A 24,890-nucleotide genomic window follows, 5' to 3' on the forward strand; every position below is an offset into this window, starting at 1 on the left:
AGGGCTAACCAATTACAAATCACTGGTTTCATATTTCAACAGCGCTTCATACGGATCGCCCTGCAGGCCCAACACCCGTGCGAAAGCCGGTTCTGTCTTCAGCCCTGCCGCTTTCAGACGCATAATTTCTGTTCTAAAGGTATCGTCATGCGAGTTTAGAATTTTATGCTCAATCAGCATGTGCCGATAGGCCCTTTGGTTGACACTGGGGCAATCCTGACCAAAAATTTCTATCTTAAAACCACCTGACTGAAAGGTTGCAACTGTTGCCACGAGCTCATTCTGCCCGATTGTTTGTATTTTGAAATTGCTCTTATTTCCAAATAGTGCCTTTAATGTCTCAGCAAATGCAACATGATCGGAACACCGGCAAATAATATCCAGATCACTCTCCGGAAGGTCTATACCAATGGGAATAGTTCCTGTCAATATAGGATTATAATCGCGCAGGTGTTCAAAAATTGATAAGCCGGTCAATTCTTCATAAGCGCTCTGCTGACGCCTATTGCCATACTTGAGGTATTCGATATGTGTAAAATCTATATGCAAGGCTATGTCATGACGAACATCAGTAATGTGTATGTCTGTGTTACGGATCTAAGGTGTCGTAATTAAATTTTAGTCGGTGATCTCTCAGTTATCGTACTATGCGCGACGCCTTATTGCGCATGGTCTGTTGGTCTTTCCGATCATTCTGTTTCTTCAGGCAACGGTGTAATCATGATATGTGCCTTATGTGTTCCGGGATTCATAATCCAGGGATGGTTGGAGCTTAGAGGTATTTTCGGAAGCCCGGTCGATTCGGAGGTCGCGAATGGTAAATAGACCACATAGCGGTATTGGGCCCCTTCCACTTTAAACGTCTGTGGGTCATACATGTTATTTGAACCGGAATAGATATGTAGTGTAGTTCCCGGTTGCCCCATAGCCAACTTACCCGATTTGACCTCCTCTTCCCGAATTTCGAAGATTTCAGTTGCTGTCTTTCCCTGGGCTTTGAGTTCTCGTCCTCTGGCCATAAAGGGTTCCAGGTCCTTGTGGTAGCAGGCCGCATGAAAACCCGGTCTGTTAGGATCGTCTGCAAGAACAATAAATTCGTTATCTCCTTCTTTGATTGTTACAAATTCACCGACCTTATTATAGCCTATTACTTTGCACCCTGCTCTGCTTTCTTTTGGAGCAGCCATTAAGGAGGTCGCTATTAAAGCTTCATCAGTATCTATAGGAACGAATTGTTTTTCAAGCGCCGCTGAAGTGGTATCCGCCACTACTTCTGCTTCTGAGGAGGTCTCCGTGGTAGTTTTGGTCTTGTCTGAAGAATTACAGGAAATCATGATCCCTGTAAATACTAATGCTGAAATAATTTTATTCATTTTTTTCAAAATTTATTAATAATGTAACACTTGTTCAATTGCACACAACTTCTGGTATATTCAAAGTGGGCCACGTCCATTAATTTTACTACAATATCGTCAATTTTATATAAATATATATTGCTAATCCCCGTGCCTAAACATTTGAAATTATAATCTCGCGTTCTTTTCACCCGCCAATAACTCAAATGGCAACCAATTTTCTTTTGGCAACAAAAGACAGTTTGTATACTCGGAATAGCTACATGTCAGGTTATAGGCTTAGATGAAATTGACAATAACCGTCCCAATCTCGATTGCATTTAAGAATAGCCACTGTTATATTCAGTTTTTTGATTGATCTAGCTGTTTATTATATAAATTAATTTGTCTACTTACTAAAAAATGTTTGATTGCTTCAACGTCACTTTCCTCAAGAACATCAGCAAAAGAAGCCATTCCATTTTGAGAATAGATTCCCTTGAGGACAATATCATTTAACAGCCTATAAGTTGGTTCAGACAATTTAGCAAGGTTCGGGTATTGAGAATACCAGTTGTAATCGTATCCAGCTTGATGGCAACTTATACAATAGTTCTCAAAAATGCTTTCCCCTTTACCAGCTAAAGTTTGGTCAATTTTCATGTTTGGTGGCTTAGGCACCGCTAAATTTGATGCTGCTGGTGGTAGTGGCGTCTTTTTCCCACCGAGCTTAAATGCAAGAATTCGACCATAATTTTGGTATTTACGAAACGCGGCCCGCTTATCCTTTGTTCCAAAGGCAAGGTCGTTACCTCCAAATCCTGCCATTACTGCAATGTATTGTTCTCCATTAATTGCGTATGTCATTGGAGCTGCCATTATCCCTGTCCCAGTTTCAATTTCTTTAAGTATCAAACCAGTTTCAGCATTGTATACTTTCAAATGACCGGTATTGGTTCCTTGAAAAACGAGATTACCGTTAGTCGAAAGAATACCGCCATTACCACCAGGAATCATATGTTCTATCTGCCACACCATTTTTTGTTCAACTGGATCCCACGCTTTTAAAATGTTTTTTCTCACAGTATCAGATTGTCCTTTCAAATATTTTCTAGTCGCCTCTGAAAAAGGAGGACCAGCACCACTGTAATCCAAACCAGTTCCAAAAGTCAATTTTTTAAATTTAAATGAATCTACGGATTTGTATATGAAAGGAGATACTATTTCGGGTATATAGACCAAACCTGTTTGAGGGCTATAAGACATCGGTTGCCAACTATGACCACCCGCCAAAGAGGGTACCACTAGTTTAGGTTCATCTTTATACCATCCTTGCTCAGTTTTTACAGGTCTACCTGTTTTCAAATCTATATGACTGGCCCAGTTGGCTGCAGTGTACTTTTCGGCTGAAAGTAGTTCTCCAGTCTCACGGTCAATCACATAAAAAAACCCATTTTTAGGTGCTTGCATGAGTACTTTTCTCTCTTTACCACCAATCTCAAGATTTGCAAGAACAATATTCATCGTATTTGTATAGTCCCAGATTTCCCCGGGTACCGCCTGATAATGCCAGACCAGCCTTCCGTTGTCAGGATTAATGGCGAGGATAGAGCACAGAAAAAGATTGTCACCGCCATTCGGGCTTCGAAACCAGATGGGGTAAGGAGAAGAATTACCTGTGCCAACATAAAGAAGATTGAGCTCAGGGTCGTACGCAAGTTCTCCCCAAACTGTACCTCCTCCAGCTGTCTCCCAATCTGAATTGATGTCCCATGTTTTAGAGGCCCATTCCATTTCCGGGTGCTCGAAAGCCTTACTTGGATCTCCAGGAACTGTATAGAATCGCCAAACCTGTTCACCTTTTTCAAGGTCAAAGGCTGTGATATAACCGCGTACCCCAAATTCAGCTCCAGAATTACCAATAACAACCACATCATTGGCTATTTGTGGCGGACCAGTAATCGTATAAGAGCGACTGCGGTCAGTAAAAGTATCCTTACGCCAAATAACCTTACCATTTTCGGCATCTAAACAGACTAAGTACCCATCAATAGTTCCTACATACACCTTTCCTTTCCAAACGGCTACTCCCCTATTAACTACATCACAACAAGCTCTTCGATTATATGAGGCGTCTACAGTTGGATCATATCTCCAGATTTCTTCTCCTGATTTGGCGTTAAGTGCATAAACAACGCCCCAAGCTCCGGAAGTGAACATAATGCCGTCAACTACGAATGGAGTCGCTTCTAAACCACGTGGTACCCGACCTCTCTTTGAACGGGCATCATACTCCCAAGCGAAGCCTAATTCAGATACATTTTGTTCATTAATCTGATCAAGTGGAGAGTGATGTTGTTGCATAAAGTTACGTCCAAGTGAGACCCAATTGTCGGATTCAGAATCTGCATTAAGCAGTCTCATAGAATCTATCCAACCGGCTGGTTTTTCATTTTTTGAACACGTAAGAAAAGAAATGGAGAAATATAAAAGGAGAAGTAATGATGTTTTTTCAAGGTTCTTCATTTTCTATTGGTTTTTGATTTTATTAATATACAAAAAGGCCAACAAAAATTCAGTGTTGTCGAATTTAATATAACATGGAGTATATGCAAAGCAGACAATTGTTGAGTTCAAACGTATCAAACCTTGACATTTTTGAAGAAAGCCGCACACCCCTTGAATTTAATACCTCCTTTCTCGTTTTAAATATTCATTGTTGTGACTTCACTTTTTCACCTTTCAACAATTCCTTGAAGCAGTTTAACCAATTCCACAGAAGTGGAACATTGGTCATATTGAATTTCAAAAATTCAAAAATGTGCTCGGGGAAACTTCCGGAGTATGGCCTTCCTTCACCCCTAATCAGTTCGGGTTCACACAGTGTGTTAACTCGGTGTAAGCCCAGTGTTTATAAGGCCTAAGAAAGATGCGGAAGAAATTGTAAACTCATGCTTATGTTTTCTCCATTTCCTGCCTATGTTTTCTCCATTTCCTGCGCATGAATTTTTGAATCCCCGGGCATCCCATTTTATAACTGAAACCTAACTGCCCATTAGGCCATGTTCACATTGTCAGCCTACTGACAAGTCTATATGCTATTTGCACGAACACCATTCGAAAACACCTTCAAGGTTGATTAAAAAAGTCCCCTGCCAAGGAGATTTTTAATTGTCTATTTTGCCATGTCGATCAACTTTAATACCTGCTATTTTTAAAATCAAAATTGCGCCTGTCGGGTTAACCAATTGCTTTAAAATAGTCATTGAAATCAATCTCAAGAAGCCTTTTGATATTGGCATCACTTTCTTCAAGTGTATAAACACCAAAGGCCAACTGCGTCTTATAGTCAAAACTGGTCTTGTTTAATATTTTGGTGAACGCGCTTTCCAACCTATTGAAATCCGGTTGTTGTAATCCTTTATCGATGCGCGTTCCGTTATAGGCAATAAAGAAGACAAAATTACTTTCGGGGTGGGCCTTCCATATGGCCTTCCAATCGGGACTTTGCTCATTTATAAATCGCTCATAGGGATTCACTTTCAAGCTGTGATAGACCATATTTCCTAAACCCATTCCACCAAAACGCATGGCATTGATTTCAATAGGCACCAGGTGCCGTGCATATTTAAATTCGGAATGCAGGGCTATGTTCTTAACCTTTAATTTTTTGTTTAAACGGGTAAAGAAGGCTATTGCATCGTCGTATAACATCTCAAAAATACGCCTATTCGTATAGTATATCATGTGTAAATAGTCGGTATGCTTCGGAAGTGGATGATAATATATATTGACAACATGCGGATGGCCTTCAGAGTCATAAAACATATCTACAGCGTACTCTTCACCTTCAATAAAATCCTCGAGAATGAATTCGCTCTGCGACAACACGCTCTCCGAAAATACGGATGAGTTGACTCCTATTTCCGACTTCATTTCTTCAGCAACCAGGGCGAGGTCACTGTGTTCATCAATAATCTTGACGGCCGTACCAAAACAGCCCTTTATCGGTTTCAATACTTTCTTACCGGAGATCTGCAAGGTTCTGATATCCTCAAAATTGACCTCAGTAAAGGCCATGGAGGGATAGTCTTCCTGCAATAAGGCTCTGAACAGGTGCTTGTCTTTCATGGATAAGATGGCCCGCCTGGTTTCTTCATCGGTAATTCGTTTTAAAATGCTCTCGAGTGTCGCCTCTGAAGTCGTACAAATTTTATGGGGCTTCGTCAGATTGTCGTAGTCTTCTAAAAATGAACCCTCACTCATCCGTATAAGGCCCTCCGTTTCAGGAAGCGTTTCGAGCGTACCGGCCTCTGCACTGTCGGGGTAGACTAAATACAAGGTATGTTTCATATATGATTCTAAATATTAATGACCTGTTCTTTCCTATTTAAAGATATAAAAAACCCCTTAACCGCATTTGGATAAGGGGTAAGTCGTGTTACACTTCAAATGGTTTTATTCTTCTGCATTGGCCCCATCATCTTCTGACGCCTCTTCCTTTGTCATTAAATGTCTCAGAAGTCCTGTAAAATCACCATACACCTGCTGATAGACAATTTTTCCTTCATCGTTAAAATCGAAAGACTCGTATAGTTTGATCTTACCGGATCTGGCCTCGGTAGAATCGGTACCGGGTAAGGTCACTTCCCAGGTACTGTAATGTCTTACAGACCCATCAGGTGCCTTTGTTTCTGGATTGACACCGGGTAATAACACAGGCTCATTAAGCATTTTAAAATCAAAATAGTCCCATGTCCTTTTATCGGATGCCTTCATTTCTTCCAATGTAATGGTGTCTTTATCGGCGCCAAACATGGTTTCATACATAACAAAATCGTCTGCATAAACAGAATAGTCCATATCCTCATCTTGCCACTGCTGAAGATTCGCAAGTACAATTTTCGAGTTCTCCTCAAACTTTAATTGTGCAGAATTGTCAACCGTTTCCTGGCAGGACACAAAAAGTAATGCAATACAAAAGAAAGAACAAATGTTTTTCATAGTTAATTGGTTTTAATGTTGAGCTTACAAGGTACGAAAAATAACAATCCCTTGTCATTTAACCCCTCTAATTATGCAATCAAATACACAAAAAAACCATTAACCTAATACATCTAATTTAGGGAAGGATTTGTTTAGAATGGTTTCATCGTCCACATGCAACCAGTCTCCTAATATGGAGGCGTAAATGGATCTGAAGTCCACAGTATAGATTAAGTCTCCATTGTCATCTAACCTCAACATGTTAGGTGATTCATTGTAAAAACCTGGGGCCTTTAACTTGTCGCCTATAAGGAAAACAGAATTGGCCGTTCCATGATCGGTACCGGAGGCGGCATTTTCTTTTACACGCCTGCCAAATTCTGAAAATGTGAGTATCAAGGTATCCTTGAAGGTGTTATTTTGCTTCAAATCTTCAACAAAAATTGCAATGGATTCACTGTACATCTTCAATAACCGCCCTTGCCTGTTCACCTGATTATTGTGGGTATCAAATCCTCCCATGGAAATATAATAGACGGCCGTACTTAAATTAGAATTTATAAATTCAGCCGTTGTTTTAAGCTGATTGCCAAAGGGGTTATCAGGGTAGCTCAGCCGACTGCTGAAGGTTCTGGACGTCTCATAAATGTAACTGGCCGACGATCGGGCCTCTATCATCGTTTTATAAAGGTATCCCAAATTATGTTCACTTAAATGTTCATCGGTCTGGTAGTTCAGTATCTTTTTAAAATAAGGGGTATGCGCATTTCTGAAAAGAATTTTCGGGTTTTTAGTGGCAATCCCATTGATGTGTTCGCCTTTCATGATTAAGGATAAGCTATCATCCAACTCAATACCGGCATACGGCATTTTACCATAGGTATCGATATATCTTCCCAGCCAACCCGAATTCAAATATTCGTTCGGACCACTAGCGGTGTGCCAGATATCGGTAGATCTGAAATGAGACCGGTTCGGATTCGGATATCCAACATTGTTTATTATGGTAACATATCCCTGATCGTAAAGCTCCTTCAAGGGCGCCAGATTTATATTGAATCCCAATTCGTCGTTGAGTCTCAACAGCACATTCTGACGAATCGAAATGTCCGGTCTGTTTCTGTAGTAAACATCATTGGTATACGGTATCACGGTATTTAGACCGTCATTCCCCCCGGAAAGTTGAATGATCACCAATTTTTTTGGCCCTAATGTCTGCTGTGTAGTCTGCTCGAAGGCCTTAACAAAACTAGGGACATAGAACATGCCGCTGGCCAGCATGCTGTTTTTAATAAATTCCCTTCTCTTCATAATGGTAAGGTTTAATCATTAACATAACTGATATTCCGGTAAGGACATGAGCTGAATACAAAAATCTCTGTTGGATGCTACCTTTAAATTGGAAACTAAGGATTCAGTATCCTCATCGGTCTTCGAAACCAATAGCAATCGTTTCAATTCATTTGGTTTTAACCCACCGTATTGCCGGTTAAAACTATCCCAATCACTTGTCACCTTTAAAAACCTGTTAGTCTTTTTCTGCCTGTAATAATTGGCAAATGTATCTTCGAACTCTCCCTTTTCCTCTAAATTAATTACCGCATTATTTAATAGCAGCGATGGTAATTTCATCCTGAACATCAGGGTATTGGAGTCTATCCATGTTTTATCGCCTTTCCATCCTGCCACGTTAACCGGGTATAACAACACCTGACCCATCATCTTTTGAAGGTAATACAGCTGCTTCTTGTTCTGAAAGACCATGGGGACTATGGTATTGATACCTACTAGTAGTTCGATTGGGGATTTAATCTTTACGCCGATATTTTCATCATGGTAAAACCAATCGGAACTAAATATCTGGCGCATCAGATCTTCAATGTCATAAGATGCATAGAAGATATCGGTCAATTCCTCCACGCGGTCCCTATCGATGACCGGGTTTACGAAATAGCGATAGACTTTCTCACAAATAAACCGGGCGCATTGCTTTTGTTCCAGAATGGTATCTATAATATCGTCCCCGTTAAACTGTCCCGTCTTACCTAAAAATGTCTTTACGCCGTAATCATGCTTAAATTTTCGTAAAAAGAAATCGCCATTTCCTTTAAACGACCATCCCGTAAAGGCCCTGGCCGCTTCCTTTATGTCCTGTTCTGTATAATTTCCAATGCCCAGGGTGAACAATTCCATTAATTCACGTGCAAAATTTTCATTCGGACTTTCCTTCACGTTCTGTCTGTTATTTAAATACTTGCTCATGGATGGCTCCCTGGCCACCGCTTTCACAAAATCCCTAAAATTTCCTAGGGCGTGTTCCCTGAGGGTATTGTTATAATGCTGAAAGTGAATCGCATTATTGTCGCGACAAACAAAAACATTGGCCCAAAACAAGGTCATTTTTTCGTTTAAAACGGTATTGGTATGGCACAGCGTATCTATCCAGGCGTAATTGAGTTCTCTGATTTTCAGCCTGTGCTTTTTATTGAGCTCCTGCATCTTTTTTCGATCAGGAAGTTTCCTGTTATCCTGATACATTTGGATCTCTTTTTCCAATTCGGAAAGATCAATGCGAAGGGGGTCAGGATGTCTGGACGCCAAAAACAATCGATCAACTACACGGCGTTTAGATAAGTCCCTTAATTCGTTTAATTCACTAAAACCAATTCCGAATCCGGCCCTTAAGAACAAATGCTGGAGGTGTTTTTGCTTCATAGCTTAGTGGTGATCTTGTCTGAATAAGACTGTAAATTACAGAGAAAGTTTAATCTGTTAAATAAAAACCATCACCTCGTATTTAAAAGTGATGGTTTCATCAACTAACTCAAGATTTAATTCTAAATCAAGTCCTTTATGCGTTGTGCAGCCGTTTCTGCAGTAATATCTCTTTGGGGGGATCCAAACATCTCATAGCCAACCATAAACTTTTTAACCGTAGCACTGCGTAATAAGGGCGGATAAAAACTCATATGCCAGTGCCAGTGACTGTAATCCAGACCATCGGTTGGCGCCTGGTGAATTCCACTCGAATAGGGGAATGACGTATTGAACAACTTATCATAGGCCTTGGTTATTTTTGAAATGGCTTCGGCATATAGAAAGGCATCCTGCTCGTTCATATCTAATATATTCGATTGGTGTTTTTTTGGTACAATCATAGTTTCGAATGGCCAAACCGCCCAGAAAGGTATCAGTACAACAAAGGCATCGTTTTGAAAAATTATTCGTTCCTCAAGTGCCAATTCCTGCTCTAAATAGTCGCCAAGCAAACTGCTGTTATTCTTATTGTAGTAATTTAACTGCTGGGTATTCTTCTTATCTACTTCATTAGGCAAGGTTGACTGACTCCATATCTGTCCATGAGGATGTGGATTGCTGCAGCCCATAACCGCTCCCTTATTTTCAAATATCTGTACATAATGTATCAATTCATTGGCTCCGAGTTCGGCATATTGGTCTTGCCACGCTGTTACAACCTTTTGTATGTCTGCAGGGTCCATATCGGCAAGACTTTTGGAATGGTCCGGACTGAAACAGATGACTTTACAAATGCCCTTTTCGCTCTGAGCTACCAGCAACCCCTCCTGCACTGAAAACGAGGGGGAGTCGCTCTGTAAGGCCGCAAAATCATTCGTAAAGACGAAGACATCTTCATATTTTGGGTTCACTTCGCCATTGATCCGCGTATTACCGGCACACAAATAGCAGCTTGCATCATAGGTGGGTCGCTTTTCATTCGAAACGGCCTCATTCTGACCCTGCCATGGCCGCTTTGCACGGTGAGGTGAAACCAAAACCCACTCTCCGGTTAATATATTGAATCGTTTGTGTGAATAATCCTGTAAATCCGTATTTTTCATTTTTATGACATTTTGATGTGTTAGTTAACCAGATGGGTTCCCTCTGAAAGTGCTATAAAATAAATGGAGCAGGCTTTACCAAATGCCTTCAGATAGGCCTCGGAAACAGATTCAGCAAAGGCTTTTGTAGCGCTTTTTTCAATTAAATTTATAGTGCAACCACCAAAACCGCCTCCCATCATTCGAGCGCCCAATACCTGCTTGTTCATCCTTGCCTGGGCTACCAGAAAATCCAGCTCCTCACAACTCACTTTATATTGCTTTGACAGTCCGTCGTGTGATCCGTAAATCAATTTACCCAAAGCGTCCAGATCGCCATCCTCCAGGGCCTTGGCAGCCATAATGGCCCTGTTGTTCTCCTGAATCACATACAGTGCTTTCTGATAATTAGCGGGTGTTACTTTATCCTTAACGGTTTCCAGATCGATCAGGGTGGCATCGCGCAGGGCCTTCACCCCTAATAGTTCTGCAATGCTTTCACAGGCAGATCGCCTGTCATTATAGGCACTATCGGATAAACTATGCTTCACGTTTGTATTGATCAACATTAACTGGTGGTCTTTAAAATCGATTTCGTAAGCTTTGGATTTTACCGTCCTGCAGTCCAGTAGTAAGGCATGGTTCTTCTTACCAAACATGCTGGCATACTGATCCATAATACCACACTTTACACCCACGTAATTGTGCTCTGCCTTCTGTGAAATAAGGATCATATCCAACTTGGACAACCCTAAATCGAAAAGTTCGTTAAGTCCAAAGACCACACTGTTTTCCAGGGCTGCCGAGGAAGACATGCCGGCCCCGCTGGGGATATCACCCCTGAAAATAATATTAAAATTACCAAGCACCTTATTTCTGTTTTGGATCTCTGCCACAACCCCCAGGACATAATTTTCCCAGCTGCCCTCGGCTTGTGGTTTTAAATTATCGAGCTGGAATTCAATAGTACTATCCATGTCCAAAGCATGCGCTGTTGACACACCGGTATCACTTTTTTGTATGGCCGCCGCTATCCCCTTATCGACAGCTGCAGGAAATACAAAGCCATCATTGTAATCGGTATGCTCTCCAATGATATTTATTCTCCCGGGAGAAAAAATAAGCAAGGGCTCCGTCCCGAATGCCTCTCTGTAACGCGCCTTCACATCTTTAATTAATTCATCTTTCATATACCTTTAGTTTAGTTGTTATCAAAAATTCTTAACTGCCACTGGATACTAAATAAGGTGTTCGGTTGCAATTCCCGAAGACCTATTTTATTATTGAAACTATCCGAAACACCTGTTGTAGGTTCTATGGCAATGGCATTTTCTTTGGGCGGGGTGTATAGTTGTAAAAAATTATTGGATCCGGAGGCGTTGAATTGCAGTTTATAATTCGGCGTATTAAAAACCACCTCATCGGAATTCAATATCCAGCAATCATCCAATTGCAGATCTTTTATTTCCAATGGTGCTTCTGTATTGGTTTCCGAAACTCCGGTTGTAATGTTTCGATCGCCTAAAACAATTTTTTTGGTACTATCAAAACAAACAGAACTCTCGAATAGATGCGCACTCATAAAATAAGGATGCCATCCTAAGGTAAAGGGAAATGCCTCAGCACTCGTGTTCCTGACATTGACAATCAAATCCATTTGATCTAATTTAAAAATGTAGTTTAACTGAATCGAAAAGGTATGGGGAAAACCTTCAGATGGCAATGTGTGACGGTACTCCAAAGTGACACTGGCATAATCTGTAGTGGCTTCACTATGAACAACCTTGAAGGTTTTATTGTAAACCAAACCATGTAATGCATTGTTTTCCTCCATCTGGTTGACCTCTAAATGAAAGGTTTTGCCTCCATAATTATACACACCATCTTTTACGCGATTGGCAAATGGAAACAAAATGGAGGATGCATAGGTGTCCTTATAAGATAAGGGTGCCAGGTCTTTAATAACAGGATGTCCTTTAAGTTGTAGTTCCTGAAGACTCCCACCCTCACTAAGGTGAATTTTAGCCCGTAGCTTATTAGCGCTATGCTCTACAAGGAGGTAATTCGGATCTTTAAGATGATTAATTCGATACATATTGCAATCTCAGTCTAAAGTGAATTTCTAACCATTATTTTATTGGGGTTTTCAATGCGCACATGCTCCTTTTCCAAAATCATTTGTGCCAATCGCTTACCCATGAAATTAAAATCTGTGGAAATTGTGGTTATACCGCCCTGAACGATCTCTTTGAGAAGAGAATCATTATAGCTTATAACACCAACGTCCTTCCCTAATGACAACTTTTTACTGTTTAATGATTTGATGACATAGAGTAAGTTCTTATCATCAGGAACGATATAGACCTCACCTTCCTGAGGCGCGATGCTTTTGGCCGTATTAAGGACATCATGGGGCAATTGATGGGTATTGCAATAGCGTTGAAATCCATTCAACATGCCAGTAGGTTGTTTATCCTCAGGAAAGATGAGGACCAACTTTTCATATTTATCGATGAGATGCTTAACCTTAGTCAGGTTATCGAAAATGGCATCTTCAAAGTTCTGATAAATTGCTGCGTACTCCGATAGATCATCATGTATTTGATCCAGGATATACACCCTATCCGATGGCAGGTTCTTAATGACAGCATTCGTGCCGGACAAGTTAGCCGGCATGATCACGTAGTAATTATAGGCTCCTATATTATCGTGTATCAGTTTACTAAAAATATCCATGTTGAAATGATGAAAGAAAATATCAACATGAATGGTATCCCCTAAATGGTCTAAAAGTGAATTATATAAATCCTCTTTAAACGCATTCAACTCATCAAAAAGTAAAAATATTTTTTGTTCGACCTGAATGTCCTCACTGGAAATAAAATAACCTTTACCCACTACAGATTGAATAATTCCTCTGTTTTTCAATTCATTGAAAGCCATAAGAACGGTATCTCGAGACAAGGCATGTTCGTCCTTAATGTTGTTAATTGAAGGAATTTGATCGCCCTTTTTGAGCCTGCCGTCAGCGATAGCATCCTCAATTGAATTTACAATTTGCCTGTATTTAGGCTTACCGATATTACTTTTAATGGTGATCATTCGTATCGCAAATATACACATTAATTTTAAAAAACCCTACCACACCCTACTAGTTTGGTTTTAATTGCGATTATATCATTTTTAATTTATATATTTGGCTTCAGAGAACGCGAATTTCTAACCACTAAACACAACTAAAACTATGACATCTGGATTTCACTTTTGGGATTATATTGTCTTCATAGCGTATGCCGTTTTAATTTTGGGCGTAGGATTATGGGTTTCGAGAGACAAAAAAGGGCATCAAAAAAATGCTGAAGACTATTTTTTAGCAAGTAAATCTTTACCCTGGTGGGCCATTGGTGCATCGCTCATTGCGGCCAACATTTCTGCAGAACAATTTATTGGAATGTCCGGTTCCGGTTTTGCCTCGGGACTTGCCATTGCATCCTACGAATGGATGGCTGCGATAACTTTAATTATTGTGGGTAAGTATTTTTTACCCATTTTCATTGATAAAGGATTGTATACCATTCCTGAGTTTGTTGAAAAGCGGTATTCTACGAACCTAAAAACAATCTTAGCGGTCTTCTGGATTGCCCTCTATGTTTTTGTAAACTTAACAACGGTACTATATCTGGGTTCTTTAGCACTGGAAACCATTATTGGCATTCCCTTGGTATATGGCGTTATCGGGCTGGCGCTGTTTGCAGCGGCCTACTCCCTGTATGGAGGATTATCGGCAGTGGCCTGGACCGATGTTATTCAAGTCGTATTTTTAGTTCTCGGTGGGTTATTAACAACGTATTTGGCCTTGCATACCCTTTCGGACGGCCATGGAATTTTAGCCGGTTTAAACACGGTTTTTGAAACGGTACCGGAACGCTTTGAAATGATTCTCGATAAATCGAATCCAGAGTACAAGAATTTACCCGGATTAGGTGTATTAGTAGGTGGTATGTGGGTTGCCAATTTATATTATTGGGGGTTTAATCAATATATCATTCAGCGGACATTAGCGGCTAAATCATTGGGAGAAGCACAAAAAGGTATCCTGTTGGCTGCCTTTCTTAAATTAGTTATCCCTTTAATTGTTGTGATTCCGGGAATAGCAGCCTATGTTATGGTGAACGATCCTGAAATCATGTCACGGCTTGGTGGGGTAGCCCAAGAGAACCTGCCTTCTCTGGAACAAGCCGATAAAGCCTATCCATGGCTCCTGCAGTTTTTACCCACAGGACTTAAAGGTGTGGCCTTTGCGGCCCTCGCAGCGGCCATAGTATCCTCTCTGGCATCAATGTTAAACTCGACCTCGACCATTTTTACAATGGATATTTACAAGCAGTACATCAATAAAAAAGCAAGCGATAAGGCTACCGTAAATACCGGAAGACTTTCTGCATTTGTTGCTTTGGTCATAGCTTGTATCATGGCACCTCTGCTGGGTAATCTCGATCAGGCGTTTCAGTTCATACAGGAATATACCGGCGTTGTGAGCCCGGGTATATTAGCTGTATTCCTACTGGGATTATTTTGGAAGAAAACTACGAATCAAGGTGCTATTGTCGGAGCTTTGGTGTCCATTCCGATTGCCATGTATTTTAAAGTAGCTCCTAAAGGATGGTCCACCTCACCGTTCTTTGTCGATGTGCCTTTTATGGATCAAATGGGATATACACTGCTTCTTACCATGGGTGTGATAGCTATTTACAGTTACCTGCAGCACAAAGGTGCCGATGATGACAAAGGCATACCAATTACCAAGGCCTTGTTTAAAACATCGCCTTTATTTAACATCGGATCATTTGCTGTATTAATTATTCTTACGGTACTCTATGCCATGTTCTGGTAGTAATTGAACTTAAAATTTAACTTAAGCAAGGCTTTATCTTTTAATGATTTAGCCTTGCTTGCTTTTATCAGGAATTCGTGTCATGTTACAATAAAAATGTTATTCAATGGTTAGATAATTCTAAATACCCTACATTTACTGTAATGAAACTATTTAAACTATTATTTCTCATAGCGATAATCTGCTTGAGTTGTGAGAATGAGCGTGTTGATTCTACCTTACCTGAACGACTTGAATATAATCAATTAACAGATGTTTCATATGGTCCGGACGCCAATCAAACCTATGATCTCTATTTACCGGAAGGACGGACTTTAAATACCAGGGTTATGATTCTAGTTCACGGAGGTGGTTGGACTTCCGGTGACAAAAGCAGCATGGACTACCTGATTAACCTGTTTCGTACGGACTTCCCCGATATGGCATTAGTTAATATTAATTACCGCCTCGCCGATGAAAATAATCCGCCGTACCCGATGCAAATCGATGATATTACTTCGATTGTCAACCAGTTAAAATCCAATAAAAATGAATATATTATCTCAGAAAACTACGGTTTTTTGGGAATTAGTGCCGGCGGACATTTATCGCTTTTGTGGAGCTATGGTTTCGACGCACAGCAAAACGTAAACATGGTTTGCAGTATCGTTGGACCGACCAATTTTACGGATCCCGCGTATTTAAATAATTCAGACCCCTTACTACAAGCACTATTACTGGAATATAATGTCGACCAAAGTATAGCTTTTCTTGAGGAAGTTAGCCCTTTACATCGCGCTACCACCAGTTCACCTCCGACCATTCTGTTTTACGGGGGACAAGATCCACTGATACCGACCACTCAGGGAACTGGCCTAAGGGATAGATTAAATGAATTGAATGTTACAAATGAATTTACACTTTATCCTGAAGCCGGCCATGGCTGGGGAGACAATCCGGGTGAACTTTCTCTTTTAATAGATACCTGGAATCGTCTGAAGAGCTTTACCCAAAATTATCTTTACAATTAAATTTCTATTATTCGCGGATTAACCTACAAATCCCTTTTTTGAATGGCTGCCAACGCAAAACGGTTTGGTATTTGAGAATCCACATCTACAAAAAGCGGTGGTTTTGTTCTTTACAATCGTGCTTCCATCTTTTAAGGCAACGGTCAAATCTCCATGAACCAGTAAAGGTCCATTATTTAAAACCTCAACCTTGGTATCCGAGGTACTGGTTACCTTTTTCGGACTGTCATTTAAATAATAGCTCAATGCCCCCGATGGACATTGTTTCACCTGGTTAATAATGGTATCCGTATTGGAAGCATCAATTTTAACCCAGGGCCTCAACCTTGGTCTGAAAACCTCCGGAAGTCCTCTGAAACAAATTCCCGAATGCACACATTTTTTGGCTTCCCATACGACTGTAACTTCGCCATTGGTATATTCACGTTTAGCGGCCATAACACATATTTTTTTGAAAGATACAAAAAAGTCATTTCAAAAAACGCAAATTATCCCCTACACTACTTTACTTAGAATTCTTATTTTTGTTAGAAACAAAAACAATCCACTTTGCCTGATTATAAATTAGGTCTTGACTATGCCTTAGAACAGGACCGAAACGATTCGTTAAAACACTATCGCAGCTTGTTTCATATTCCCAAAGACATTCAGGGAAACGATCTTATTTATATGACAGGAAATTCCCTTGGTTTGCAGCCAAAACAGACCAAAGCATATATTGATCAGGAATTGACGGATTGGGCACAGTTAGGTGTTGAAGGGCATACCGAGGCGAAAAACCCATGGCTGCGATACCATGAGTTCCTAACGGAAAACATGTCGAAAATTGTTGGGGCCAAGCCTATTGAAGTTGTGGTTATGAATACGCTTACAGCCAATCTTCATTTCATGATGGTTTCCTTTTACCGACCGACTAGGACCCGTTATAAGATTCTTATTGAGAGTGATGCATTTCCATCGGATAAATATGCCGTTGAATCGCAATTGAGACACCACGGATATGATCCTAAGGACGTTTTGATTTTGTGGCAACCAAGAGACCATGAGGAATTGCTTCGGTACGAGGATCTGGAAGACATTTTAAAAGCACAGGGTAACGAAATAGCACTGATCCTAATAGGCGGTGTAAATTACTATACCGGACAATATTTTGACTTAAATCGAATTACCGAACTCGGACATGCTTTTGGTTGTCATGTTGGTTTCGATTGTGCTCATGGAGCCGGTAATGTCCAACTGAATTTACATGATTCAGGTGCCGATTTTGCGGTTTGGTGCACCTATAAATACTTAAATTCAGGCCCTGGAAATTTGGCTGGCTGCTTTGTCCATGAACGTCATGCCTACAGGAAAGATTTAATTCGATTTACCGGTTGGTGGAGCCATAATAAACAAACCCGGTTTAATATGCGACAGGAATTCGACCAGTTACCGGGTGCCGAGGGCTGGCAAATGAGTAATCCTCCGATTCTATCCATGGCTGCAATTAAGGCCTCACTCGATATTTTTAATGAGGCGGGTATGGATAAACTAACCGAGAAGTCCAAAAAACTCACAGGCTATTTTGAATTCCTATTAAAACAATTAGGCGAAACGACCCTAAGAATCATTACGCCTCAAAATCCCGATGAACGCGGTTGCCAACTCTCCATACAGGTCAGAAATGCGGATAAATCACTACATGAAAAATTAACACATTCCGGGGTGGTGAGTGACTGGCGTGAACCGGATGTTATTAGGTGTGCCCCAGTACCCCTTTACAATACGTTTGAAGAGGTCTTTCTGTTGATTGAAAAACTAAAACACATATTACATGCCTGATCAACAAAACATACTCATCATTGGTGCAGGTCTTTGTGGGAGCCTGTTGGCCCTGCGGTTGGGGCAACGCGGTTATAACGTCAACGTTTACGAAATGCGACCGGACCTGAGGCGCGTTAAGATTAGTGCGGGAAGATCGATAAACCTTGCCTTTTCAGATCGCGGTAATAAAGGGATGAAATTGGTAGGGTTGCAGGATAGGGTAAAAGATCTCTGCATCCCCATGTACGGACGTATGATACACGATGAGCAGGGAAATACCTTTCAGTCCAATTACAGTGGTCGCGATCATGAATACATCAATTCGGTATCTCGTGGTCAGTTGAATGCCTTGTTGTTAGATGAAGCAGAAAAGCATGAAAATGTCACCCTTTATTTTAATAAGAAATGTAAATCCGTAGACTTCGAAAGGACAACGGCATTATTTCAGGATTTAGAGACTAATTCAGATTTTGTGGAAGATGCCGATGTTATCATTGCTACGGATGGTGCGGGTTCGGCGATGAGACAAAGTTATTTTTCAAGCAAAAAGTTCCTGTTTAGTTTTTCGCAAAACTTTTTAAATCACGGGTATAAAGAACTGAGTATTTTACCCGCGGATAACGGTGGATATAAAACCTATAAAAATGCGCTTCATATTTGGCCACGTGGTAATTTTATGCTCATTGCCTTACCTAATTTAGATGGGAGTTTTACGGTTACCCTGTTCTTGAGTTTTGACGAAGGCGAATATAATTTCAACAATTTAACCGGTGAAGAGCAGGTTCTGGCGTTTTTTCAAAAGGAATTTCCTGATGCCTTGGCCTTAATGCCGAATATTCTAGACGATTTTTTCAGGAATCCAACCAGCCCATTGGGCACTGTTAAATGTGCACCATGGCATTATAAGGGGAATACCCTGCTGATGGGTGATGCCGCACATGCGATTGTCCCTTTTTACGGACAAGGAATGAATGCCTCTTTTGAGGATGTTGTGGTTTTTGATAGTATATTGGATACCTATGAAGGGCAATGGGAAAAGGTATTTGCGGCGTATGAAGCCACGCGTAAAAAAGATACTGATGCCATTGCCGATCTGGCCATTGATAATTTTTATGAAATGCGAGATCACGTAGCCAATCCTATGTTTCAAAAAAAGCGTAAATTGGAAATGGCTTTAGAAAAGGCATTTCCAACTTTGTATTCCTCTAAATACGCATTGGTAACCTTTAACGAACATATCAGTTACAATGAGGCTATGGTACGCGGACGGGCCCAGGACAAAGCTATTTTGAAACTACTATCCGATGGAAAATTAAATTTAGATGATGATTTAAAATCCTTATTGGATAAAGTGAATGAAAAAACAGAGGCCATTCTTAGAGATGACAGGATTACAGGATTCATTTAGGGCTTGTCCAATCGTAGAAAATCGCGCTCTTAAGAAACATATGTTAATAGATTTGAAATATTTGAATAACTGCTTGAATCATGATTACAGATAATAAGAATGTCAGTCCGCGAGGCGCCTACCCCCATACAAAGCGAGTGGGTGATTTTATATTTGTATCCGGCACCAGTTCACGGCGCCCGGACAATAGCATTGCCGGCGTTGAAACCATTGATGACATGGGAACTAAACATTTCGATATTGCGGTTCAAACGCGGGAAGTCTTAAAAAATATTGAAAACAATTTAGCAAAAGAAGGGGCAAGCTTAAAGGATATTGTTGATGTGACCTCATTCCTGGTTAATATGAATGATTTTGCCGGATACAATAAGGCATATGCTGAATTTTTTGATGTTGAAACAGGACCAACACGAACGACCGTTGCTGTTCACCAACTGCCGCATCCAGATTTGCTCATAGAAATTAAGGTCGTCGCCTTTGTCGGAAACAGCAGATAAACAGTACTGTTTAATGGAAAAAATAAAGAATTTCATAAATGGTCAGTATCACGACCCCATATCGAAGGAATGGCTGGACAATTACTGCCCTGCCACCGGAGCCATTTATGGATCTATCCCCAACTCATCAAAGGCCGATGTCGAAAATGCCTATATCGCAGCACAATCGGCATTTCCAAACTGGTCGACGACCTCATTAGAGGAACGCAGCAGATTGCTCATTAAAATTTCAGAGCTCATAGAAGTTAATTTAGAACGGCTTTCGGAAGCTGAGAGCAAGGACAATGGCAAACCCGTAAATTTGGCACGACGCATTGATATACCGAGAGCGGCCAGTAATTTCAGGTTTTTTGGCAATGCGATTACACAATTTTCGAGTGAAAGTCATGAAAGTATTGGTCATGATGCTATAAACTACACGTTACGACAGCCTTTGGGTGTTGTAGGATGCATATCGCCATGGAACCTTCCCCTTTACCTGTTTACCTGGAAAATCGTTCCGGCTTTGGCAGCCGGTAATTGTGTTATTGCCAAACCCAGTGAAATAACACCAATGACCGCTTATTTATTGGGGGACATTTGTAACGAAGCCGGTTTACCACCCGGAGTATTAAATGTGGTTCACGGTTTGGGCACAACCACCGGACAAGCCATTATTGAACATCCGGATATCAAGGCTATTTCCTTTACCGGAGGCACAAAAACAGGGGCCCACATTGCAAAAGTCGCTGCACCCATGTTTAAAAAATTGTCTTTAGAGTTAGGAGGTAAAAATCCGAATATTATTTTTGGCGATTGCGATTATGAAACTATGCTTGATACCACCCTGAGATCCTCATTTTCGAATCAGGGCCAAATATGCTTATGTGGCAGTCGAATCTTTGTGGAAGCTTCCATTTATGATCGATTTAAAGCCGATTTTGTAACTAAAGTGAAACATCTGAGAGTTGGCCACCCCTCGCAGGAGGATTCGGATATAGGAGCCTTAGTGTCTGAGGCACATTTAGAAAAAGTGATGGGATATATAAAAATGGCCGCAAAAGAGAATGGAAAAATACTTTGTGGTGGACATCGAGTGACCGTCAAGGATTATGAGAAGGGGTATTATCTCGAACCAACGGTAATTGAGATATCCAGTAATGATTGCACTATAAATCAGGAGGAAGTATTTGGTCCGGTGGTTACCATAATGCCGTTTAACTCGGAAGATGAGGTGGTCCGAATGGCCAATTCTGTAAAGTATGGTCTTTCAGCTACATTATGGACCAACGATTTAAAAAGGACCATGCGAATGAGTCATCAGCTCGAAGCCGGTATCGTTTGGGTGAACACCTGGATGATGCGTGATTTGCGCACCCCTTTTGGAGGCACGAAATCCAGTGGTGTTGGCAGAGAAGGCGGGTTTGAAGCACTGCGATTTTTTACAGAACCCAAAAATGTGTGTATAAAATATTGATGGATTTGTACATATATAATAAGTTTATAATTGAATAAATTTAAAAACGTATAATAACATCCCAAAGTAAGATCAAGAATACAAACTATGGATTTAAAACTAAAAAACAAGAATGCACTTGTATGTGGAAGCACACAAGGTATAGGTAAAGCTGCGGCAATAGCTCTGGCCGAGGAAGGCGTTAATGTGACCCTTGCGGCGAGAAACAGGGAAAGGTTGAAAGAAGTGTTAGCCGAGTTACCTGATGAAGGCAACCATAGTTATATTGTCGCCGATTTTTCCAATCCGAGAGACTTACAGGAACAGGTCATCAAGTTTATAGAAAATCATCATGGATTCCATATTTTAATTAACAACACGGGAGGACCAAGAAGTGGCGATATTTTAAACGCCAGTCTCGAGGAATTTGATAAGGCCTTCACCCAGCATTTAAAATGTAACCATGTTCTGGCTCAGTCTACAATTCCATTTATGAAAGAAGTCGGTTTTGGTAGAATTGTGAATGTGATATCAACATCTGTAAAAGAACCCATACCCGGTTTAGGTGTGAGTAATACGATTCGAGGTGCTGTAGGAAACTGGAGTAAAACACTGGCAACCGAACTTGGGGCATTTGGAATTACTGTTAACAATATCTTGCCCGGATTTACGAACACGGAACGACTCTCAGAAATTATTAAAATCAAAGCCGCAAATGAGGAAAAAAGTTTTGAAGACATGGCACAGATTATGAAAAATTACACCCCGGCAAAACGGTTTGCAGAGCCAGAAGAATTGGCCCATGTTATCGCATTTCTATCCAGTGAATTGGCCAGTTATGTTAATGGAATAAACGTCCCTGTTGATGGGGGACGCACTAAAAGTTTGTAAATTTATAATCGAAAAACACGATAAAACCAAAGGTTTTTCTTAACTATTAAACACATGAGTAAATTAGTTTCTCCCTTAAATTTCAAAGCCTGGATCGAAGAAAACAGACATCTATTAAAACCACCTGTAGGAAACAAAGTCGTATGGAAGGACGGTGATTTCATCGTAATGGTCGTTGGCGGACCCAATAGTCGAAAAGATTACCATTACAATGAGACTCCTGAATTCTTTTACCAGGTTGAAGGCGATATTGTACTGAAAATAATTGACGATGGCGTGCCAAAAGATGTACACATAAAAGAAGGCGATATTTATCTATTACCTCCAAAAGTGCCGCATTCCCCTCAGCGTGGTGCGAATACGATTGGTTTGGTTATTGAGTACAAACGTCCTGAAGGTATGGAGGATGCGCTGCTATGGTTCTGTGAGAACTGTACGACTAAATTATATGGGGAAGATTTTACATTAGAAAACATCGAAACCGATATGCCTAAGATTTTTGACAACTTCTACAGTGATGAACACAAAAGAAGTTGTCCCGAATGTGGTAAGGTGATGCAACCTCCTAAAAAAGTAAAGACGGACTAAAACGGGAAACACATTCTCGGCAAATGAAAACATTAAGGCTCTAGGCCCTATGAAAAAACGCAAACTTCGAATTAACGGTCATTCACATTTACTTCCCTACCCCGAGGAAATCCCGGATTATATGCGTGAAAAAGGCATCTTTTGGGTAGACAAGGACCGTAAATTTATGCTTCAGAAAGATTGGAACCGTCCCATTACGGATTCCAGTTTCTTTTTGCATGAGAAATTGGAATGGATGGAGCGCTATGATATTGATCATGCCGTAGTTCTAAATTTATCGCAACTTTATGGCAATGGCCTCAGGGTTGAAGAAATGAAAAAGGCCTTGCGATTTCAAAACGACTTTAATGCTCGAATCCAACATGAGCACCCGAGTAAATTTACCTGTGGTTTTGTGGTCCATCCGGGATTTTTAAGAAGCGCCTGCTGGGAAATTGAACGTTGTGTGGAAACTCACGGCATGCAGTTGTTATGCTTACCTACCCATTATATGGACACCATTGGAACCTGGCGTTGCATTTTTGACGAAGAAAACGAACCCTTATTCGAATTGGCCGATAACTATAATTTGGCTGTTGAAATTCATCCCTATGATGGGGAAAAGTTTATTAAACTGGAAAATACGGCATGGCGTTTTCATTTGATATGGATGTTAGCCCAATGTGCTGATGCCTATCATTTTTTAACCTTGAATGGTTACCAGGAAAAATTTCCGAATATGCGTACCTGCTTTGCACATGGCGGTCAGTTGGCCCAGATTAATATAGGTCGTCGTATTCAGGGATTTGATGGCAGGCCCGACTTATTTGAAGGTAAGCACCATCCCAGAAAAGCCGTAGGTCATAAGAATATTTTTTTCGATACCCTTGTTCATGACACCGGATCGTTAGATTTATTAATAAAGAATCAAGGATTTGAACAGGTCCTTATGGGATTGGATGATCCCTATCCTTTGGGTGAAATGGAGAGTGCAAAACAATCGTCTTATCCCGGCAAGATTTTAGATTTGGCCATAGACAGACACATTATTAACGAGGCGCAACGCGATGCCATCTGGGAAGATAACGTGATTCAATGGCTCTGTGGTGATGATGCGGTTGCCAAAACCAATATATACAGTAGAATATTAAACTAATTGTCGTTATTAGAGCGGAGTGATTTCCGTTTCTTGTAAACACAATTGATCCAGTGCATCATATTTCATAAAACATCTTACATAATGCATTTTATACCTGAAGAAATAGACGAATATGTGGTTAAACATTCTGAAGACGAACCGGAATTATTACAACGCCTGAATCGCGAAACCCATCAGAAAATTTTGCAGCCGCGTATGCTAAGCGGCCATTTTCAAGGCCGGGTACTCAGTATGATTTCTAAAATAATACAACCCAAATATATTTTAGAGATTGGCACCTACACGGGCTATTCGGCATTGTGTATGGCTGAAGGCATGCAACCGAATGGTGAATTACATACCATTGACATCAATGAAGAGCTTTTTGATTTTCAAAGAAAGTACTTCGACCTTTCTAATTATGGGCCTCGGATAGTTCAACATTTAGGTGATGCCCTGGACATCATCCCTAAGTTGGAAATGAAATTTGACCTGGTATTCATAGATGCTGATAAAGAAAATTACAGCAATTATTTTAACATCATTATCGACAAATTAAACTCCGGAGGGGTTATTTTAAGCGACAATGTATTGTGGAGTGGTAAAGTTTTGGAATCTCAATTCAAAAAAGACGATGTGGACACCCCTGCACTCATTGAATATAACCGTCTGTTAAAAACCGACGAGCGGATTGAGACCGTACTTTTACCCATCAGGGATGGACTAACTATAAGTCGAAAACTATAATTTACGTTTTACAGAACCGGTAAAGTCATCTAAATCATCTTTTACTTTGTCCAGTTCTTTTTTAACATCAGAAGTAATACTGGTATCAATACCATGTTTTTCTGCACTCTTGGTAATTTCATGCTTAATATCGTTGGTGGCATCTTTGAGTGTGCGCATACCCTTACCCAGGCCGCGAGCTATTTCAGGGAGTTTATCTGCGCCAAAAACCATAATTGCTATAAAAAGAATAAAGGCAATTTCGGCGCCACTGATGAATAAAATTATCGGTTGATGCATAACAATACAAATATAATGAGTTGTTTGTTACCATGAAAAAAGCCGATCATAAAAAATCGGCT

General features: G+C 40.5%; 24 protein-coding genes. 10 read left to right on the forward strand and 14 right to left on the reverse strand.

From position 1 onward, the window contains the following. Positions 1-12: 12 nt before the first annotated feature. The 12 genes from MR041_RS01125 to MR041_RS01175 all read right to left on the reverse strand — a co-directional run bounded on the left by MR041_RS01125 (position 13) and on the right by MR041_RS01175 (position 13,261). The gene (locus MR041_RS01125) at positions 13-549 is read right to left on the reverse strand and encodes a DUF4269 domain-containing protein (RefSeq protein WP_242091740.1); all 537 of its coding nucleotides are present in this window, start codon (positions 547-549) and stop codon (positions 13-15) included. 140 nt (positions 550-689) lie between these two features. Then, positions 690-1,373, reverse strand: coding sequence for a hypothetical protein (locus MR041_RS01130; RefSeq protein ID WP_242091741.1), 684 nt, complete (start codon positions 1,371-1,373; stop codon positions 690-692). 150 nt (positions 1,374-1,523) lie between these two features. Beyond that, entirely contained in the window at positions 1,524-1,625 is a 102-nt protein-coding gene (locus tag MR041_RS15675) for a DUF1684 domain-containing protein (RefSeq protein WP_422613562.1), read from the reverse strand. Between the two features lie 72 nt (positions 1,626-1,697). Further along, entirely contained in the window at positions 1,698-3,860 is a 2,163-nt protein-coding gene (locus MR041_RS01135) for a PQQ-dependent dehydrogenase, methanol/ethanol family (RefSeq protein WP_242091742.1), read from the reverse strand. A gap of 714 nt (positions 3,861-4,574) precedes the next feature. After that, a complete protein-coding gene (locus MR041_RS01140) occupies positions 4,575-5,687 on the reverse strand; it encodes an ATP-grasp domain-containing protein (protein WP_242091743.1) in 1,113 nt (370 codons plus the stop codon). A gap of 105 nt (positions 5,688-5,792) precedes the next feature. After that, positions 5,793-6,338: a hypothetical protein gene (locus tag MR041_RS01145; protein ID WP_242091744.1), complete on the reverse strand. Its 546-nt coding sequence runs from the start codon at positions 6,336-6,338 to the stop codon at positions 5,793-5,795. A gap of 99 nt (positions 6,339-6,437) precedes the next feature. Continuing rightward, complete coding sequence (locus MR041_RS01150; protein WP_242091745.1) at positions 6,438-7,631, reverse strand: DUF1501 domain-containing protein; 1,194 nt, start codon at positions 7,629-7,631, stop codon at positions 6,438-6,440. Positions 7,632-7,649: 18 nt separating this feature from the next. Beyond that, positions 7,650-9,035, reverse strand: coding sequence for a DUF1800 domain-containing protein (locus MR041_RS01155; RefSeq protein ID WP_242091746.1), 1,386 nt, complete (start codon positions 9,033-9,035; stop codon positions 7,650-7,652). Positions 9,036-9,157: 122 nt separating this feature from the next. Continuing rightward, positions 9,158-10,180, reverse strand: a complete 1,023-nt coding sequence (locus MR041_RS01160) for a UDP-glucose--hexose-1-phosphate uridylyltransferase (RefSeq protein WP_242091747.1) — start codon at positions 10,178-10,180, stop codon at positions 9,158-9,160. A gap of 20 nt (positions 10,181-10,200) precedes the next feature. Continuing rightward, positions 10,201-11,349, reverse strand: coding sequence for a galactokinase (gene galK / locus MR041_RS01165; protein ID WP_242091748.1), 1,149 nt, complete (start codon positions 11,347-11,349; stop codon positions 10,201-10,203). 11 nt (positions 11,350-11,360) lie between these two features. Continuing rightward, entirely contained in the window at positions 11,361-12,254 is an 894-nt protein-coding gene (locus MR041_RS01170; protein WP_242091749.1) for an aldose 1-epimerase, read from the reverse strand. A gap of 14 nt (positions 12,255-12,268) precedes the next feature. Next, positions 12,269-13,261 (reverse strand): GntR family transcriptional regulator, encoded by a 993-nt coding sequence (locus MR041_RS01175; RefSeq protein ID WP_277926298.1) that lies wholly within the window; start codon positions 13,259-13,261, stop codon positions 12,269-12,271. A 142-nt stretch (positions 13,262-13,403) separates the two neighbouring features. Here MR041_RS01175 and MR041_RS01180 point away from each other — a divergent pair, with 142 nt between their 5' ends. Continuing rightward, positions 13,404-15,053 carry a sodium/sugar symporter gene (locus MR041_RS01180; RefSeq protein WP_242091750.1) on the forward strand — a complete coding sequence of 550 codons (1,650 nt, stop codon included), beginning with the start codon at positions 13,404-13,406 and terminating at the stop codon, positions 15,051-15,053. Positions 15,054-15,196: 143 nt separating this feature from the next. After that, entirely contained in the window at positions 15,197-16,063 is an 867-nt protein-coding gene (locus tag MR041_RS01185) for an alpha/beta hydrolase (protein WP_242091751.1), read from the forward strand. Between the two features lie 18 nt (positions 16,064-16,081). Here MR041_RS01185 and MR041_RS01190 read toward each other — a convergent pair whose 3' ends face one another. Further along, positions 16,082-16,501: a (4Fe-4S)-binding protein gene (locus MR041_RS01190; RefSeq protein WP_242091752.1), complete on the reverse strand. Its 420-nt coding sequence runs from the start codon at positions 16,499-16,501 to the stop codon at positions 16,082-16,084. 111 nt (positions 16,502-16,612) lie between these two features. On the opposite strand from MR041_RS01190, the gene kynU reads away from it, so the two are divergent. From kynU to MR041_RS01230, 8 genes are all read left to right on the forward strand, one after another. After that, positions 16,613-17,884: a kynureninase gene (gene kynU / locus MR041_RS01195; protein ID WP_242091753.1), complete on the forward strand. Its 1,272-nt coding sequence runs from the start codon at positions 16,613-16,615 to the stop codon at positions 17,882-17,884. Then, positions 17,877-19,274 carry an FAD-dependent oxidoreductase gene (locus tag MR041_RS01200; protein WP_242091754.1) on the forward strand — a complete coding sequence of 466 codons (1,398 nt, stop codon included), beginning with the start codon at positions 17,877-17,879 and terminating at the stop codon, positions 19,272-19,274. The genes kynU and MR041_RS01200 overlap by 8 nt, the downstream gene beginning before the upstream one ends. 80 nt (positions 19,275-19,354) lie before the next feature. After that, positions 19,355-19,771, forward strand: a complete 417-nt coding sequence (locus MR041_RS01205) for a RidA family protein (RefSeq protein WP_242091755.1) — start codon at positions 19,355-19,357, stop codon at positions 19,769-19,771. A 13-nt stretch (positions 19,772-19,784) separates the two neighbouring features. After that, positions 19,785-21,227: an aldehyde dehydrogenase gene (locus tag MR041_RS01210; protein WP_242091756.1), complete on the forward strand. Its 1,443-nt coding sequence runs from the start codon at positions 19,785-19,787 to the stop codon at positions 21,225-21,227. A gap of 87 nt (positions 21,228-21,314) precedes the next feature. Next, positions 21,315-22,097 (forward strand): SDR family oxidoreductase, encoded by a 783-nt coding sequence (locus MR041_RS01215; RefSeq protein WP_242091757.1) that lies wholly within the window; start codon positions 21,315-21,317, stop codon positions 22,095-22,097. 54 nt (positions 22,098-22,151) lie between these two features. Continuing rightward, positions 22,152-22,685 (forward strand): 3-hydroxyanthranilate 3,4-dioxygenase, encoded by a 534-nt coding sequence (locus tag MR041_RS01220; protein WP_242091758.1) that lies wholly within the window; start codon positions 22,152-22,154, stop codon positions 22,683-22,685. Between the two features lie 49 nt (positions 22,686-22,734). Further along, positions 22,735-23,820 carry an amidohydrolase family protein gene (locus MR041_RS01225; protein WP_242091759.1) on the forward strand — a complete coding sequence of 362 codons (1,086 nt, stop codon included), beginning with the start codon at positions 22,735-22,737 and terminating at the stop codon, positions 23,818-23,820. An 84-nt stretch (positions 23,821-23,904) separates the two neighbouring features. Then, the gene (locus MR041_RS01230; protein ID WP_242091760.1) at positions 23,905-24,549 is read left to right on the forward strand and encodes an O-methyltransferase; all 645 of its coding nucleotides are present in this window, start codon (positions 23,905-23,907) and stop codon (positions 24,547-24,549) included. On the opposite strand, the gene MR041_RS01235 is transcribed toward MR041_RS01230, so the two are convergent. After that, complete coding sequence (locus tag MR041_RS01235; RefSeq protein ID WP_242091761.1) at positions 24,544-24,828, reverse strand: Sec-independent protein translocase subunit TatA/TatB; 285 nt, start codon at positions 24,826-24,828, stop codon at positions 24,544-24,546. The genes MR041_RS01230 and MR041_RS01235 overlap by 6 nt on opposite strands. Positions 24,829-24,890: the final 62 nt, after the last annotated feature.

This window comes from Aestuariivivens sediminicola (assembly GCF_022662015.1).
Taxonomy (GTDB): Bacteria; Bacteroidota; Bacteroidia; order Flavobacteriales; family Flavobacteriaceae; genus Aestuariivivens; species Aestuariivivens sediminicola.

What these genes read in the sequence shown, in the direction of transcription:
- MR041_RS01235 (WP_242091761.1), bottom strand. Translation starts at nt 24,828, where the DNA reads ATGCATCAACCGATAATTTTATTCATCAGTGGCGCCGAAATTGCCTTT.
- MR041_RS01220 (WP_242091758.1), top strand. Translation starts at nt 22,152, where the DNA reads ATGAGTAAATTAGTTTCTCCCTTAAATTTCAAAGCCTGGATCGAAGAA.
- MR041_RS01145 (WP_242091744.1), bottom strand. Translation starts at nt 6,338, where the DNA reads ATGAAAAACATTTGTTCTTTCTTTTGTATTGCATTACTTTTTGTGTCC.
- MR041_RS01155 (WP_242091746.1), bottom strand. Translation starts at nt 9,035, where the DNA reads ATGAAGCAAAAACACCTCCAGCATTTGTTCTTAAGGGCCGGATTCGGA.
- MR041_RS01215 (WP_242091757.1), top strand. Translation starts at nt 21,315, where the DNA reads ATGGATTTAAAACTAAAAAACAAGAATGCACTTGTATGTGGAAGCACA.
- MR041_RS01225 (WP_242091759.1), top strand. Translation starts at nt 22,735, where the DNA reads ATGAAAAAACGCAAACTTCGAATTAACGGTCATTCACATTTACTTCCC.
- MR041_RS01150 (WP_242091745.1), bottom strand. Translation starts at nt 7,631, where the DNA reads ATGAAGAGAAGGGAATTTATTAAAAACAGCATGCTGGCCAGCGGCATG.
- MR041_RS01130 (WP_242091741.1), bottom strand. Translation starts at nt 1,373, where the DNA reads ATGAATAAAATTATTTCAGCATTAGTATTTACAGGGATCATGATTTCC.
- MR041_RS01160 (WP_242091747.1), bottom strand. Translation starts at nt 10,180, where the DNA reads ATGAAAAATACGGATTTACAGGATTATTCACACAAACGATTCAATATA.
- MR041_RS01175 (WP_277926298.1), bottom strand. Translation starts at nt 13,261, where the DNA reads ATGATCACCATTAAAAGTAATATCGGTAAGCCTAAATACAGGCAAATT.
- MR041_RS01135 (WP_242091742.1), bottom strand. Translation starts at nt 3,860, where the DNA reads ATGAAGAACCTTGAAAAAACATCATTACTTCTCCTTTTATATTTCTCC.
- MR041_RS01200 (WP_242091754.1), top strand. Translation starts at nt 17,877, where the DNA reads ATGCCTGATCAACAAAACATACTCATCATTGGTGCAGGTCTTTGTGGG.
- MR041_RS01190 (WP_242091752.1), bottom strand. Translation starts at nt 16,501, where the DNA reads ATGGCCGCTAAACGTGAATATACCAATGGCGAAGTTACAGTCGTATGG.
- MR041_RS01170 (WP_242091749.1), bottom strand. Translation starts at nt 12,254, where the DNA reads ATGTATCGAATTAATCATCTTAAAGATCCGAATTACCTCCTTGTAGAG.
- MR041_RS01205 (WP_242091755.1), top strand. Translation starts at nt 19,355, where the DNA reads ATGATTACAGATAATAAGAATGTCAGTCCGCGAGGCGCCTACCCCCAT.
- MR041_RS01140 (WP_242091743.1), bottom strand. Translation starts at nt 5,687, where the DNA reads ATGAAACATACCTTGTATTTAGTCTACCCCGACAGTGCAGAGGCCGGT.
- MR041_RS01230 (WP_242091760.1), top strand. Translation starts at nt 23,905, where the DNA reads ATGCATTTTATACCTGAAGAAATAGACGAATATGTGGTTAAACATTCT.
- galK (WP_242091748.1), bottom strand. Translation starts at nt 11,349, where the DNA reads ATGAAAGATGAATTAATTAAAGATGTGAAGGCGCGTTACAGAGAGGCA.
- MR041_RS01185 (WP_242091751.1), top strand. Translation starts at nt 15,197, where the DNA reads ATGAAACTATTTAAACTATTATTTCTCATAGCGATAATCTGCTTGAGT.
- MR041_RS01210 (WP_242091756.1), top strand. Translation starts at nt 19,785, where the DNA reads ATGGAAAAAATAAAGAATTTCATAAATGGTCAGTATCACGACCCCATA.
- MR041_RS01180 (WP_242091750.1), top strand. Translation starts at nt 13,404, where the DNA reads ATGACATCTGGATTTCACTTTTGGGATTATATTGTCTTCATAGCGTAT.